Below are 15,969 nucleotides of genomic sequence, written 5' to 3' on the forward strand. Positions count from 1 at the left end.
TTTTATGCAAATGAATGTTTTATTTGAAAGAAAATACTGCTATTTAGGATAAATATACTCAATTAGAGTCGTAATCTATGCCATTTGTTACATAACTGTAATATAACTGTAAACGAAATAGCATTGTTATTTTATCAGATTTTTTATAAAGTTATACTTGTAAATATTACAAATACTAAAACAATCGTTTAAATACTATATATACAAAACATTTGAGAATAGTTGGGGGAATTTGATGAATAAGAAAGCATTATTTACAGCAATCGCATCAAGTGCACTAGCATTAACAATTAGCTTTGGACATGTGAAAGCTGCAGAAAACAACGAAGCAACATCTGGAGTAACTAAAAACACAGAAGTTACAATGGTAACTGATTCGCAAGCAACACAAATTAGTGGAAAATATCACGTTACTGCTAGTTCACTAACTTTACGTGCTGATTCTTCTACAAGTTCAAAAGCATTAGGATATATTAGCAAAAACACAACTGTAAATGCAAAATACAAAAAAGTTGCTGGTGGTAAAACTTGGTTTAAAGTGACTGTTAACGGTAAAACAGGTTGGATGTCAGCAGCATATCTTAAAAAGGGTTCTGGCGTTAAGAAAACATCTGAAAGTGCTGCAATGAGTGATATCGTGAGCACTGCTAAAAACTACCTTGGTGTTCCTTACGTTTACGGTGGTACAACTCCTTCTGGTTTTGACTGCAGTGGTTTCACTAGCTATGTTTATGCTAAACACGGTATCTCTTTACCACGTACAAGCCGAGCACAACGCGCAGCTGTTAAATATACTAATGACCCACAACCAGGCGACTTAGTATTCTTCAACGTTGGTGGCGGCGCAATTACTCACGTTGCTATTTATGCTGGTAATGGTATGCTAGTTCACGCTGCAGGTGATCACGTTCAATTCCAAACTATGAGCACTTACTGGAAATACTACGTACACAGCTACGGCACAGTACGTTAATCAAATACTCTACACTCAACTATTCATAAAACAACAAACCAAAAACCTAAGTAAAAGGCTTCTTCTCCAAAGTCATTTACTTAGGTTTTTTCTATCTTCTAAATCGTACACACTTTCCTCCCAGTATAAAAACCGTTTGCCATGTATCAATTGTCTGTACACTTACTCTCTTTCATTTTCCTTGCTATTCTTTCATTCCGGTCTGTAAAAGTGGAACAAGATGCAATATTCTATACTTCTGATTATCCCTTTATCCGCAAATTTTGCTCTTGCAGCTACTTTAGCTGGTTACCTTTCGCTTTATTAGCCGCTATAAAGCGCTATATCGTTTGTTTCTAATATTCCACCATTTATATGTATATTGTTGAGTAAACATCTAATTAGGCATATCTTTACACGCCTCTCTATTCTAAAAATGTTAAAACACCCGGCCATGAATTGTAGTTCATTGACCGGGTGATTTCTTCGTTTGTTATTATTGAATTTTTTGTTGATCAGTTGAAGTAGAAGTATTATCTTCAGTATTATTTTTGCTGTCTGTATTATCTTTAACTGAATCTGTTGTTGCATCTGTTTTTACATCTGTATTAACGCTTTGTTTATTTATAGTTGATGGATCTTCTTCGGTTGTTGTACTTTGATTTCCATCTGTATTATTCGAACTGTTTGTTGATTCTGTTTCTGCATTATTTGTTGACCCTTGCTCTGTATCCGCTGGCTGGTTATCATCAGCTGAGTCAGATGAGTTTGTAACATCTATCTTCGTAAATTGATAGTCACCATAATCATCAATCACAATTGTGTATACAATTGTTTCTTTAAGTTTATGTTCTTGCTTCGTATTCTTATCTGTATAAACAAATGTTGAATTGACTTCTACTGTTGCATACTCGTCATAGATATTGATATTACCGATTGTGTATTGCAGATCTTTGTATTTCTTCTCATCTGTTGAATAGCTTTCAACCATTTTTTTAGCTGAATTAACCGCACTACTTCCAGGCATAATATAAGTTTCGTAATAATTTTTCGATTTATTTTTGATCGCGTATGGGAACAATTCATAATAACCATCTACATAATCTTTTATTAGTTTTTTCCCTAAGTAAGCCTCTTCTTTGTGATTATCTTCAAAATCTTGATCCTTCTCGATGTTAATTTTAACATCTTTGTTAGACCAAGTTGAAATGAGTGACATAACCTTACTAATTGGAATTGCATAACCAATTTCAGGTTCATCTGTAAGTATAATTGAGTTAATTCCTATTACATTACCTGTTTCTGCATTAATAAGCGGGCCGCCACTTGAGCCTGAATGTAAGCGAGCCGTCATTTCATACAATCCATTATAAGTGTATTCATCTGTGAATTCTGCACCAATGCTTGTAATTTTACCTTCCGTTGCAGTACCGCCCTTGTTTTTCGGACTACCAATTGCAATAACTGGGGTATTCACACTTGCAGATGCGGTATCTAGAACAAGTGGATCTTTTCCGGCTAGTTCAGGTACACGAATTAACGCAACATCCGTCTTTTTCGAAATCCCGATGACTTGCCCTTGGAATTCTTGTCCATGCTCGTTTGTTACAAATACATAAGAGGCATCTTTTGCAACGTGTGCGTTTGTGATAATGTCCCCTTTTTTATTGAACAAAAACCCTGAGCCTTGTTGTAAATCTGTGTAGACTGTGTACACTTGCGTTTTTGCATTTGCAATAATAGCAGATGTATCGTTTTTCGGCATGATTACATCTGTAGAGTCTTTTGTTGTTGTATCTCCATCATTATTCGATTGGATGGCATTTGTTACGGTTCCTTCTTTAAAACTGGTAGAATCGGTTTCCTTTTTGCTATCGGGATCCTTTTTCTCAGTCGGTTTTTCCGTCGTTGTTTTATGGACATTTTGAACTTTAATGTGATTGTTCTCTGTTGCTGCTTTGTCATTTTTCGTTAGGAGCATATATGCACCCGAAATAACTGCTATGAGCAAAACAATGGAAACAGCTATTCTTTTTATGGATGCTTTCTTAGGTTGATATCGTCGATTATTCGTCATTTCACATCCACTTCCTATCTTCCAAAAATTCTATACTATATATAGACGGATACATCATACCTAAAGTTTCAAAAAGCATTAATAATCATCTTCTTTATCAATTTTTCACAAAGATTATCATAGCACATATTTCTTAGAATAGAATGAGAAAAATGGATTTTTATTTAGAAAAATTCTCCTTTTATGGTCTACCCCATTTTAAGTGATTCCATGTATGCTTTTCTTAGAAAATTTTTAATTTTTGAAAGGGGTTTTAAGCTTTTAGAATTTCGAAGATGGGAACTGGTTGCCTGCTCTTGATTTATTACTTTTTCGCGAGCATTTGTTTTATTTTGGTAACATTACCTTTATGTATGCTTCAATTGCTCTTCATGTCAGCGCTCGAAATTAATACGTTACTTTTAAGGAAACATTTTCACTTATTAGATATTCGATTTTTTTAATCACACCACTTCGTTTGAAACTATTAGTTAGTGGTATATAATAAGAAGAAATATGTCGAAAGTCCGTAGAAAGGTTAGATTATGAAAAAGATTGATATACTAGGAATTCCTGTAGCAGATACGACGAAGTGCGAATTTGTTGACCACGTTTTGGATGAAATGCGAATATCTGAAAAGCCTATCTGTATTGTTACAGCCAACCCTGAAATTATTATGTTAGCAAAAGAAAATAAGAATTACGAACATTGCCTATTAAACTCTAATTATGTAGTTGCGGATGGAATTGGTGTTGTCATTGGATCTAAAATGCTTGGCACGCCATTAAAAGAACGTATTCCAGGATATGAGCTCGTCCACGATTTCATGAGAAAAGCAAGAAAGGGACAAAATCGTTTCTTCTTTTATGGAGGTAAACCTGGTATCGCTAAACAAGCTGCTGAAAAGGCTCAAGCTATGTATCCAAACACTGAAATTGTTGGAGTAGCTGATGGATATGGTGGTAATGGTGACGGAGATGAAGTGGCTAAAATAGCAGCTGCTTTAAACCCTGACTTTATTTTTGTAGCAACTGGTGCCCCAAAACAAGAAGAATGGATTGCAAAACATCGAGGTCAATTTTCAAATGCAGTGATGATGGGGGTCGGTGGTAGCCTTGATGTACTGTCTGGAAATGTAGATCGCGCTCCAGAAATCTTCATCAAACTAAATCTTGAATGGTTCCACCGTTTAATTACCCAACCAACTAGATTCAAACGAATGTTGAAAATTCCTCAGTTTTTAATTGAAGTAAAAAAATCAAAGAAATGATGAAGGAAGCCAGCGAATGCTGGCTTTTTTCCTTTATAGTAACAATTTCAAATTCACAAAGGTTTTTGATATAAAAACGGTTGTTATGAATTGTTTTAAGGGTCTGTTTCCGACCAATAAGATTAGTTAATAAAATCCCAACCTATAAGTAGGTTGGGACTGGAATTGTAGACTATTGTCTGAATTGTATGGGCGACTGGCACCTAAAACAAATGATCATGAAAGTTTATCTAATCTTCGAAAGTAATAGAGTCTTATTGTATCAATAGTTCCTCTGTCAATCTTTTAAAGGATTTGAGACTTAATAATTACTTAGTTGCTAAGTCAAAGAGAAGAGAATCTAAATTACAGTCTATGATCATAATTATTAAAGGGAACACCGAATTCTTAACCCTTTACTATATAGAAGAATGTTCTTGCTGCGCTTTCCTTAGAAAAAGAGATTACTAGGCCCTATTTGAGAAAAGAAAAAAGCCTTCAACCTCGAGGATTGAAGACTAATTTATAGTTTATTGTCAGAATGGGTACTTGCAACTCAAACTAAATTTATTTCGCTATGAAGAAAAAAACTCCCATCTTCCGAAGAAGATAGGAGTCTTCAATCCGTTCACCCAATAAGGTAAGGGAGGATTTCACTCTATCATCCTAAATGTTTAAGACTTATAGAGAAACGTTTCGTTTATTTTTATTTAGGAGCTACTACTACTTCAACGCCATCTTCAAAAGTAATTTCAACTGTTGCAGATTTACCATCTTTAGTTACAGTTGCTTTTACTACTGAACCAGCTGTAGCTTTTGTTACTGCAGCATTTTCAGTACCGTTGTTTTCAAATGTAACTGTACCAGATACTTTTGTGAATGTTACTTCATCTGCAGTATCTAGAGCTGATTCCGCACCATATTGGTCAGTTGTTGTGAAATCTGCTGCAGCTAATAATGCATTTGCATCATAATTTGCTTTTAATTTGCTTGTCTCAGTAATTTTAGAAGTTAATACGTCAGTACCTTTTTTAAATACTTCTACTTTAGAAGCCTTTGCAGGTGCAATTGAGTATGTTACAGGAACAGTGATTTTTTCACCTGTTGCATTAATTGTAACTGTACGGTTAACTGTTTTTTCAGTTACAGCTTTACCATTATCATCTTTGAAGAAAGCTTCATTCAAAGTTGGAGCAGCTGTTACAGTGTATTCGCCTTTTGCTTTATCTAAAGTTACTGTATCTCCAGCTTTTGATGAAGCTAAAACTACAGGTTCATCTGAAGTATATTTAGAATCTTGAGCTGCTGAAGCAAGAGAGTAATCATCTAAAACATAAACTGTAGGAACAGCTTTTACACTGTAAGAAGCTAAATCTGCATCTTTAACTACAGTGAATTTTTTACTTAATTCACTACCCTTTTTACCAGTGATAGCAAATGTAATAGAATCTGCTGTTGCAACATTTTCATTACCTGAAAGGGTAATAGTTGCGGAATTTCCAGATGTTCCTGTAGTAAATACTGCTTTGTCACCAGTAATTGCTGCTGTTGCTGTAATAGCTACAGAACCTAGTTTAGAAGCATCCATTACACGACCATATTGATCCTCGATCTTTAAATCTGCTGCTGATACAGTAATTGGAGATGTAGAACCTTCACGGAAGCTTGTTGCTAATTTAGAAGAAATACCAGTAATTGTTGCAGCTTCTGCTGCATCTTTTACTGTAACAACTTGTGAAGCAATTTTGCCTGTTTTTGAAGTTACAAGAATACTTGTAGTTCCTTTTGTTACTGTAGATGCATCTTTCACAATGTAAAGAGCGCCATCAATTTCTTGGATGCTTAAACCTGTATCTAAAGTGTTTAAACCACGTGCCGAATCAATTGCTTTATATTGTTTTAGTGTTTTAATTTCATTGCCTTCATTATCTGTAAGAGTTAATGGGAATTTAACATCTTCGTTTGCAGCAACAACATCATTTACTGGAGAACCAAGTGAAATTCCAGCAATTGATTTACCTGCTTTTACAGTTACTGTGCTTTGAGCTGTTTTACCAGTTGCTTTTACAACAAATACTAAGTTTGTAGAACCCGCTGCTGCTTTTGTAACTTTTACTGCAAGAACAGTTTTACCATCGATTGTTGTAGAAACAATTGGGTTTGTATCTGCGATAGTTGCAACTGTTGCATTTGTATTAGTTACAAGAAGTGCTGCATTTGCAGCTGCTACATCAGTAATTTCTTTACCATATTGATCTTTTACAGTAACTGGTAGGTAGAATTCACCTGTTGCATCTTCTGATAATACTTCGCCATCTTTATTGTATAAAGTACCAACTTCGACATCTGAAGCTACTGCTGAAGTAGATAAAGTAATTGTTTTGCTAGTTACTGTACCTGTTGTTTTATCAACAGCTGTAAGAACTACTTTATCATCTGTTTTAGCTACAGAAGAATCTAAGTTAATAGTAATTTGACCTTTGTTATCTACAGAAGCTGTTACACCACTTGCTGCTTTTACTGAAGATCCAGTAGCAGTTAGGTCTAGGTTACTGTAGTTAGCAGCTGTGATATCTTCACCATATTGGTTTGTTACTTGAAGAGCTGCAGTTGCTGTTTCTTTATTAGTAGCTAAAGGAGCTACATCAGAAAGAACTTTGATACCAGCAACTTTTTCATCTTCAACTGATACTTTACCAGTTAAAGCATCTTTATCAGCTTGTTTAACTGTTACAGTGTAATCACCTTTAGTTAATTTTGAAGTTAATTCGATTTTAGCAGATTTTTTGTCTTCTGCAATTGTTACGTTTGCAACGTTCGCTTTAACAGTTCCTTTTGCTACAGAGAAAGCGTCAGCTGTAACATTAACAGCTTGGTTGAATTTCACTTCTAAAGTTTTAGCGTTAATCGCACTTACTGATTCAACTGCAAGGTTAACTTCTACGCCATCTTTATAAGTTTTTTCAACACCGTTTTCATCTTTATAAGTGCCGTTTGCTAATTTAGCATCGAAGTAAGTTTTATCTTCGAATTTTTTTAGACCTTCGTTTTGTTTGCTACCATCAAATAGGATGTCGTTAACTAATACTAAACCTTCGTTTAAGCGACCTTCTTTGTAAAGAACAGTATCGTTATTAGCTGTTTTATAGCCTTCTTTTAATTTACCATTGTAGAATAAAAGAGTTGCTTTGTTAGCTGTTTTGTAGCCTTCTTTTAAGTAACCGTTGTAGTATAGTGATGGATTTTTATCAATATCACCGTATACTTCATAACCACTATCTAAGCGGCCATCTTTGTATAAACGTTCGCCATTACCAGCTGTTTTGTAGCCTTTTTTAAGAGTACCGTTGTAGAATAGATAGTATTTATCATCGCTACCTTTGGCTGCTGTTTTGTAACCTTTTGTAAGAGATCCATTATAGAATAGTTTGATTGAAGAACCGGTACCAGCTGTTTTGTAGCCTTTTGCAAGTTTACCATTGTAGTAAAGTTTCATAGAAGAACCAGTACCTACTGTTTTGTAGCCTTTTTTCACTGTACCATTGTAGTAAAGAGTAGATTTGTAAACTACATATCCTTTAACCGCTTTACCAGTTTTCGCATCTACAAGTTTACCATGTGATACCTTGTATGTAGTTTTTGCAGATGCTGTTGTGTCAGCAGCAACTACTGCTGTAGTGATTACAGAAGCACCAAGCGCTAGTGCAGCTGCAGATTTAACAAGTTTTAATTTGTAGTTTGTCATTTTTTCCATTCTCCTTTATCCGATGAACTATAATTGGATCACACCGATGTGCATTTCATACTCGAAGATATTCCATATATCCCCTCTTAGTAATCCTTATCGACTATATTATCATAAAATCTTTGTGTTTTTAATAAATTTAACAGTTTTTTTATCAAAAACATGAATAATAATTAATTATTACTATTAAATTTATATTTTTTACCTTTTATAACTACAATTAATCTAATTAATATGTATTAATTTTTGAATATAAGTAAATAGATGGATTAATATAATAAAATTAAAATAATTTTTTGATTATATTTTTGTAGATTGTAAATTTATTAATATAATATTTATAAAAATTTACAATTAACACTACCCTTTGTATTTGTATTTTTACTATTTTTTACTTAATAATATTTGGTATTTATATAGTTACCTTTAATATTAATATAATACTTATTACTTAAATGTTCGTGTTTTATATAAAAATCATTGATATTATTCGACAAATTACGACAAATATTCGTATTTTACTTTACTTATATCCAAATTAAGGAGATATGTCACATGAAAATATATTACATCACTTTTTTATAAATCTTTCATAGTCTTAATTACCTATACAACAAGTATTTTTACCATGTTTATACCTATTACGTTAATTTGTAATTCTCATAATGCTATAACCAAAATAATTTTATAAATAATTTTCGAATAATTAATCGCTAAAGAAGCTTAAAAACTCATATCAAAAAAGGCACTAATCTCTTATAAGATTAGCGCCTTTTTCTTGATGCAATTGTTATTATTTATCTCTGAATAAAAAATACATGTTTAACAATTATGGATTGAGTGAATGTATCATGTGTTCTTTTAATAGATTTTTATTTTAGAACCGGTGTAGCTTTTTTCACTTCTACAGATATTTGAATTGCAGTTGCTTTGTTTGAAGAATTATCTTTAGCTGTGTAAGTGATTGTGTAAGTACCGGCTACTGTTGTGTCAATTTTTTCAACAGCTTTGCCTTCTGAATCGATAATTGAAGAAACTACTTCAACAGAATTGCCTAAATGATCTTTTGCAGTTGCTGTTGGTACTGTAAATACTTCACCATTCTTAATTTTATAAACAGATTTAGCCCCTTTTTCAAGAGATATTACAGGAGAAGTTTTATCAGTTACAACTTTACCATTTTTGTATTCTACTTTTACTCCATTAATTTCGTAGATTCCGTTTGCTGGTACGCCGTTGATATAATATTTACCATTTGGCATTGTGCAGTTAACTTTTTTACCGTTTTCGAAAAACACATGGTGATGTTCTCCCGTAAATGGTTTACCATTCTTGTAGAACTTGTGGTGTTGTTCTCCAGTGAATGGTTTACCGTTTTTGTAGAATACTTGGTGTTTATCTCCAGTGAATGGTTTACCTTGTTTATAGTATACGCCTTTAACTGTAGCTGTAGCTTTTACACCTTTTTTGTAATAAGTTTTAGTTACTACCCCAGTAAATAATGTACCGCATTTATAGTATTTACCTTTGTAAACACCAGTAAATTTTTTACCGTTTTTATAAAGTACTGATTGATAGGTTTTGAAGCCCGCAATCAATTTATGACTTTTAGGATTTACTAGTTTACCATGAGATACTTTGCAAGAAGTTTTTGCAGATGCAGTTGTATCAACAGCTACAACTGCAGTTGTAATAACAGATACGCCTAAAGCAAATGCAGTGGCAGATTTTATTAATTTTTGTTTGTAGTTTTTCATTGTCCATTCTCCTTTAGATATCGAATTATTCTAGGATTACCTTAAGGTGCATTTCGTATGTAAATATTCCATATTTCACCTATCAGCAATCCTTATGGATAATAATACCTCAAAAAATATCATTTTATTATTACAAATCACCGTTTTTTATTAAATATATGTAACTACGTATTATAATTATTATTTTTGATAACTAAATCAATTTCATAATACGAACATTTAATGATATCCAATTTTGTTCATTGCAACGCTTTCGACGGTGAGTCCTCGAAAATGCATACGATTTTCTTTGTGCGAGGCTAATTCAGTGAAGCTCATTCAGAGTCCTACGGGAAAAGTTTGAGCTGAAAAATACTAAGTTACTAAGAAGGATGCTTTGTTTATTCATATGAGTTTCTACTATTATATTAGTGAAAACTATCTAAATAGCATGTAGCTTGAAGTTGAATGAATAATTATCATAAAAAAAAAGCCACCCTATTTGGATGGCTAAATTTATTATTCGACTATTGCAATCATGCCCTGTTCGTCATCAATTTCTAAGTGGATGCTTGCTGCATATGGATCAACATTCATTTCTTCCTGTAGGAATATGCGAATTGCTGCTAACATATTTGCAACTCGATAAATGTCTTTTCGACCATTGTAATAAGCTTCTGCAGAGTATCCTTCTTCGTCATCGAAGTTTAGTTCAATTTCAACGTTTTCAGGCATTACATTAATTTGACGAGCATGGTACACGCATAGAGCGTTTATCAAATTATCTTCTGATACGATTATTGTCTCCATGTGTTACGTTCCTCATCTCGTCTCTTGTTGCGCTTGAACATTTGGAAGACTTTCATTACGATCATGATTAATGCTAAGATCGCAATGACATTGATAAGTAAACCAAATAAATTACCCATTGCACCCATATTACCTAACATACCGCCAAATAGCATACCTGCTAATCCACCGACCATCATCCCTTTAAGGAATCCGCCTTTTTTCGTTGTAGGATTTGCTGTAGATGTTTTGTTATTTGTCGATTTATTGTTGAAGCTTGAGTTTTTATTATCTTGCGTGTTGCTATTTGTATTTGATTTATTATTGAACATTGAATTATTATTTGAACTTCCGTTTGAATTGTATCCACGTTTTCCTGATTTATACCCTTTGGCTTCCGCAGTTATTGTACCATGATGACTATCCATAACAACTGGACCAAAAGTAGAGAAAGCAAGTGTTGCTGCAAATAAAGCTGCTGCAAGTTTTTTCAATTAAAATAACCTCCATTAATAATTGTATGTTTTTTTAACTTACTATTAGTTTATCATTACATCAAAGATTAATAAAATGAAACGCAAGGGCTACTTTAATTTATTCATTTTTCAACATTATTTATAGCTTTTGATTTTTTAGTGCTTTTACTAGGTCATTAGATTGTGAGATAAAAGAGGTCATCTCTGTAGATAAAAAGAATTTATCTTGAGCAAAGGAATACAATCCCTCAATTTTCTCTATAGAACCTGAAGATGTTTCTGCAATGGATTCTAATTCTTGACGGAATGCTACAATTTCATTCATCGCTGCATCTGTTGCAAGATTAATACTTGACATGCTATTGAACAATTCGCTTTCAGATGCAGAAATTTTTTCAAAGAATTCACTTGTAAAACGTGTCATTTCTTGTGTTTTAGCAACATCTTCAGATTTTTCCCTAATATCTTTAGCTAGAAGCTCAACCTTATGAGTGATTTCTTGCACCTTTTTATTGATATCAACAAGCGCGCTTTTACTTTGCTCAGCAAGTTTGCGAACTTCTTGTGCGACAACAGAAAATCCTTTTCCATGCTCACCTGCTCTTGCCGCTTCGATTGAAGCATTTAATGCGAGCAAGTTCGTTTGGTCCGCAATATCTCCAATCATTTTCGTAATTTGAGTAATGGCACTCGTTTCTTTTTGCACATCTTCAATAGACACTTCGAAACCTTCAAAGACATTCTTGACATAATCCATTTGCTGATCAAGTTTTTCCATGTTCTGGTTGCCCTCAACTACAAGCTGAATGTTCTTTTCTCCTTGTTCTTCGACAGCAGTTGTAATGGAATGTATATTTTCTGTTTCTGTAACAATTTTTTGGAGATTATCATTAGATGCAAGTATTGATTGGCGTTCATCTTCTAAGGCGTTCTTTATTTCTGTAATTCTCTCGATAAATACACTATCGCCTTTTGCGTTTTTTTCATTTGATTTTTTTAGTAAAGCCATTAAATCTTCGAGACCTGATATGACTTTTTCTTTCTCGTCAGTTGTTAATCCCTCAAATTTCTTTGCAACTTCCACTTCATCTACCGGATGCTTAAATAGTTTTTCGAACATAGCTATCTTCCTCCCTTTTCTCCAAAACCTAATAATACGAGTGTTTGATTGATTAATGATTTATTTATTTGTTCACCATAACTACAGAATCCACCTAAATTAGGCAATTGTTCAAGTTGTCGATTTAGCGCTGGGAATAACTTCTGATTTTGAAATTGTAGCTTTCTCAAAATACAGTTACATGCTAGTACGCCATCTAATTTCGAAAATTGAGAAGTCAATTGTTGTAATGTGTGTTCTAATGTTTTGACAGGATCCATTGGTTCTAAAATTTCTACGAAAGAGTCCAAAAATACTTGGCAATAAAACTGGATAGCCCCATCTGACATGATCTGGAATGGGGATGCGATGAAAATTTCATCATTGAAACGTCGGCCAATTGGATTGGACATAAAATAATTAGATAAATCAGCTTCTCGTACACCAAGTTTCTTTGCGTAAACTGTGGCTGCACGTTGTCCATCCATTTCATAAACAATGCGTGATTCTGTATCTACCTTTGTGATTTTCATCTTCTTTCCTGTACTTGTGAAAATATTTTCCTTTATCACACTGAATTCCAATTCGGGTTTCATGAAAATAACAACGCCACCCACACTTGAAATATGGTTATTTACACTTACATAAGTAGCTTCAAATTTTGCATCGTCCCCTGCTGTTCCACCAAAAAACTGAAAACCATCCTCATCAAAAATAGAATTTACTATAGATAACATTTTTTCTTCCGCACCTATTAATCCAGTTGGAAAAACGAGTCCAATTCCTTCCTTTTCAGGATGCTTACTTGAGGTTTGAATCCCTACCTCATGTGCTGCTGTTTTTAGTTGTTGACGTGCAAATACAGGATACTTTCCAATATCGTTCATTAAGACGGCTCTTACATGCCCAAAGTTTTTTGAAAAACTAATAGCTGAAAGTCCAAACTCTTGATATCCCTTAGGTCCAATTTCGCCAGTGGTTGTCAATCCTACAACTTGAGCCGAAGGATAGTGATCATTAAATAATTTTGAAACCTCTTCAAATGAATAAACTGTACTTGAAAAAAAGATAACAAGTTCTGGTGTAGGATGTAGTTGACCTGTTATGTCCCGAATTGCTACTTTAATATCATGATTATTACTTGCATAAGTTCGTATCGTATCCAAATTTCATTCTCCTATCAGTCAATTAGGCTCTAAAAATTCTTAAATGTTAGAATATATTCATTTTTACAATTACCTATTATACCCTAATTATCGACAATTCCAGTGACTTTTTTCATATATTTACATAAAAAAAGAGAGTCTCTTAACCTACTTAAGAGACTCTCAATATTTTACTAACGAATTAGTCGACTTTCACATTACGAACATCTTTTGATGCTTCTACATGTTTTACACTTGATAAATAATTAATGAAGGCATCTGTGTCAATTTCAATAATTTGTTCATTCGTAGCTGTTTTGAATGCTGGGAAGTTATCTCCACCACCAGCGATGAAATCATTAATAACTACATTATAGCTTTTAGTTGGATCGATTTTTTCTTCTGTATTTCCAACAAATACATCAACAACACCTTTTGCATTGTAAGTGTAATGTAAGCCTGAAACTTCTAAACCGTAACCACCAGTGAATTGTTGATTGATTGCTTCTTTAATGTTAGCACCTGTCATTGTTACAACTTTTAAGTAGTTACCAAATGGTTGAACAGCTTGTGCTTTACCCCATGTGATAACGTTTTTGTCGCCATCTTTTACTGTTGTTAAATCTGCACGAATACCACCTGAATTTGTCATAGCAAAATCAGCTTTGTAGCCATTTGTGTTAGCATCATATAGTTGTGCATCTGTTACAAGGTTTCCAACTGGTGATCCACCTAATGGATACGCAGCACGATCTTTTGAAATGGATTCGAATGCTGCAGTTGCAATTGGTTTATCTGTAGTTTCTTTTACTAAATCTTTTGCTGTGTTTACTATATTGTTAACTGATTTAGAAACTTTGTTACTATTAATCTCTTCATCAGTCTTCATATAGTTATATTTCACTTTAGCAGAAGGTGTTTTTGTAAAGTCTTTTGTTTTTTTGCTTAATGTACCTTCAACTACTGAATATGCTTTACCAAATGATTTTGCTTCAATTATACGTGTATTTTTATATACTCCATTTGCAAAGTTATGGTCATGACCACCAAATACTACGTCTACTGAGTGATTTGGATCAATTTTTTCAAGTTCCTTTAGCATATCAACTGATTGTCCAGCAACTTTTTCTTGTCCTTGCGTTTCAATTGATGTGTCAGCATTGGTGTTATAAGCACCAGAATGTGCAATAACTACAATAGCATTGACACCTTCCTTACGTAGAGCTTTATCATATTTTGCAATAGCTTTTGCTGGATCTGTTACTTCAATATTTTCGACATATTTAGATAATACAACTTGTTTAATATCTGGCGTTACGACACCGATAAAACCTACTTTTACGCCATTTACTTTTTTCACTGTATAAGGCTTGAAACCTGCTACTTGTTTCTTAGTCTTTTTATCAACGATATTTGCTGAAAGGACTTCCATATCACTCTTAGTTTGTTTATAATCTTTCACTAAATCATAGTTTTGTGTTGCAGTCGTTGGAGCTTGTCCTTTTAAAATACGTTGGAATTCTTCAATACCCTCATCAAATTCGTGATTTCCTAGTGCACCTACTTGGAATTTCATTGCATTTGCTACATTCATAGTTGGTTCATCTTGTAATAAGCTTGAATAAGATGGACTACCACCAACTAGATCACCTGCTTGAATACTTAAAGTGTTTGTGGTAGTAGATTTTAATTTGTTCTTTTTCGCAAATGCTGCTTTCTCTTGTTCAAAGTTATAAGCAAGAGAAGCTGCTCCACCGATTGGCGTGCCGTCTGTTGCTTTATATGATTCACCGATATTACCATGTAAATCATTGATTGCTAGTAATTGAACTGGAACAGTTGTTTCTACCTTTGACGTATTTGTCTTTGCATACCCCGATACCGGTACCATTAGCAATGCTGCTGCACCTAAAGTAGCAACTAATTTCTTTTTGAACACATTAACACTCTCCCTAATAAAAAATTCGATACTCTAAATATTCTACGGTCTGACGTCTTACAATTCAATGCATAAATTGAAAAATAATGTAAAGTAATCACACTTACTATTATACATGATATAATTTCATTCTTTCATAGTTTTGAAAGCGTTTTTTTACTATATCTTAGATCATGTAAATGAGTTAATTTCATAAATGCTTTTCTAGGCAAAAAACACGCATATTATCTAAATGTACAATCCAATAATTCGGATTATACTTCAAATATACTATTTGTTTAATATGCCGCTACAGATGGCGCTTTCCGCGGGCGAGCGTTGAGCCTCCTCGGGGCAACAGGATGTTGGTCACGGAGTCGTTGCCACAGGACGTGGCGTTCTTAGACTCCGTTCCTTAATCGTTCCCTGTGGGGTCTCAACTGTCTCGCTTTCCCGCAGGAGTCGCCATCTTCCGCTACTAGACAATATTCTAATAGATATAGTACAAACAATTCCCTCATTTAGTGTTCGTGTTTTATATCAAAACTTCGAATTATGAAATTGACTAAAATATATACAAATAGAAGATTAAAAAAAATATAGAGCCTAGATTATTCATAGATTTATGCAAAATTGACGAACAAAGTTGTTATTGTCGAATGTGGGAAAGCAAATAAGCCTCCTCGCTCACTTCGGTGAAGGCACTGAAAAAGTAAAAACGATGTAAATTTATGATAAAAATCCGGTATAGCTATCTTCGTTGAAGTGGAATTAGCGGAGACTCCTGTGGGAAAACGAGCTAG

Annotated in this window: 10 protein-coding genes; 2 read left to right on the forward strand and 8 right to left on the reverse strand. The window is 33.7% G+C overall.

All coding sequences use genetic code 11. The annotated features are described in order from the left end of the window. Positions 1-235 precede the first annotated feature (235 nt). Positions 236-973, forward strand: coding sequence for a C40 family peptidase (locus ACIQ4I_RS07800; RefSeq protein WP_403094823.1), 738 nt, complete (start codon positions 236-238; stop codon positions 971-973). Positions 974-1,448: 475 nt separating this feature from the next. Here the strand turns inward: ACIQ4I_RS07800 and ACIQ4I_RS07805 are convergent, their stop codons facing one another. Then, positions 1,449-3,029 carry a S1C family serine protease gene (locus ACIQ4I_RS07805; protein WP_403094826.1) on the reverse strand — a complete coding sequence of 527 codons (1,581 nt, stop codon included), beginning with the start codon at positions 3,027-3,029 and terminating at the stop codon, positions 1,449-1,451. Positions 3,030-3,553: 524 nt separating this feature from the next. On the opposite strand from ACIQ4I_RS07805, the gene ACIQ4I_RS07810 reads away from it, so the two are divergent. Beyond that, positions 3,554-4,279 carry a WecB/TagA/CpsF family glycosyltransferase gene (locus ACIQ4I_RS07810; RefSeq protein WP_403094829.1) on the forward strand — a complete coding sequence of 242 codons (726 nt, stop codon included), beginning with the start codon at positions 3,554-3,556 and terminating at the stop codon, positions 4,277-4,279. Between the two features lie 685 nt (positions 4,280-4,964). Here ACIQ4I_RS07810 and ACIQ4I_RS07815 read toward each other — a convergent pair. The 7 genes from ACIQ4I_RS07815 to ACIQ4I_RS07845 all read right to left on the reverse strand — a co-directional run bounded on the left by ACIQ4I_RS07815 (position 4,965) and on the right by ACIQ4I_RS07845 (position 15,187). Next, positions 4,965-8,003: a hypothetical protein gene (locus tag ACIQ4I_RS07815; protein ID WP_403094832.1), complete on the reverse strand. Its 3,039-nt coding sequence runs from the start codon at positions 8,001-8,003 to the stop codon at positions 4,965-4,967. Positions 8,004-8,875: 872 nt separating this feature from the next. Continuing rightward, positions 8,876-9,760 carry an immunoglobulin-like domain-containing protein gene (locus tag ACIQ4I_RS07820; protein ID WP_403094835.1) on the reverse strand — a complete coding sequence of 295 codons (885 nt, stop codon included), beginning with the start codon at positions 9,758-9,760 and terminating at the stop codon, positions 8,876-8,878. A gap of 498 nt (positions 9,761-10,258) precedes the next feature. Beyond that, positions 10,259-10,549, reverse strand: coding sequence for a DUF2653 family protein (locus tag ACIQ4I_RS07825; RefSeq protein ID WP_403094838.1), 291 nt, complete (start codon positions 10,547-10,549; stop codon positions 10,259-10,261). Next, entirely contained in the window at positions 10,537-11,022 is a 486-nt protein-coding gene (locus tag ACIQ4I_RS07830; RefSeq protein ID WP_403094841.1) for a hypothetical protein, read from the reverse strand. The genes ACIQ4I_RS07825 and ACIQ4I_RS07830 overlap by 13 nt, the downstream gene beginning before the upstream one ends. Before the next feature lie 121 nt (positions 11,023-11,143). Further along, on the reverse strand, positions 11,144-12,124 hold the full coding sequence (locus tag ACIQ4I_RS07835; RefSeq protein WP_403094844.1) for a methyl-accepting chemotaxis protein: 981 nt from the start codon (positions 12,122-12,124) through the stop codon (positions 11,144-11,146). A gap of 2 nt (positions 12,125-12,126) precedes the next feature. Beyond that, entirely contained in the window at positions 12,127-13,269 is a 1,143-nt protein-coding gene (locus ACIQ4I_RS07840; RefSeq protein ID WP_403094847.1) for an FIST signal transduction protein, read from the reverse strand. Between the two features lie 181 nt (positions 13,270-13,450). Next, a complete protein-coding gene (locus ACIQ4I_RS07845; RefSeq protein ID WP_403094850.1) occupies positions 13,451-15,187 on the reverse strand; it encodes a bifunctional metallophosphatase/5'-nucleotidase in 1,737 nt (578 codons plus the stop codon). Between the last annotated feature and the right edge of the window lie 782 nt (positions 15,188-15,969).

Source organism: Rummeliibacillus sp. NPDC094406, from assembly GCF_044763875.1.
Classification (GTDB): domain Bacteria; phylum Bacillota; class Bacilli; order Bacillales_A; family Planococcaceae; genus Rummeliibacillus.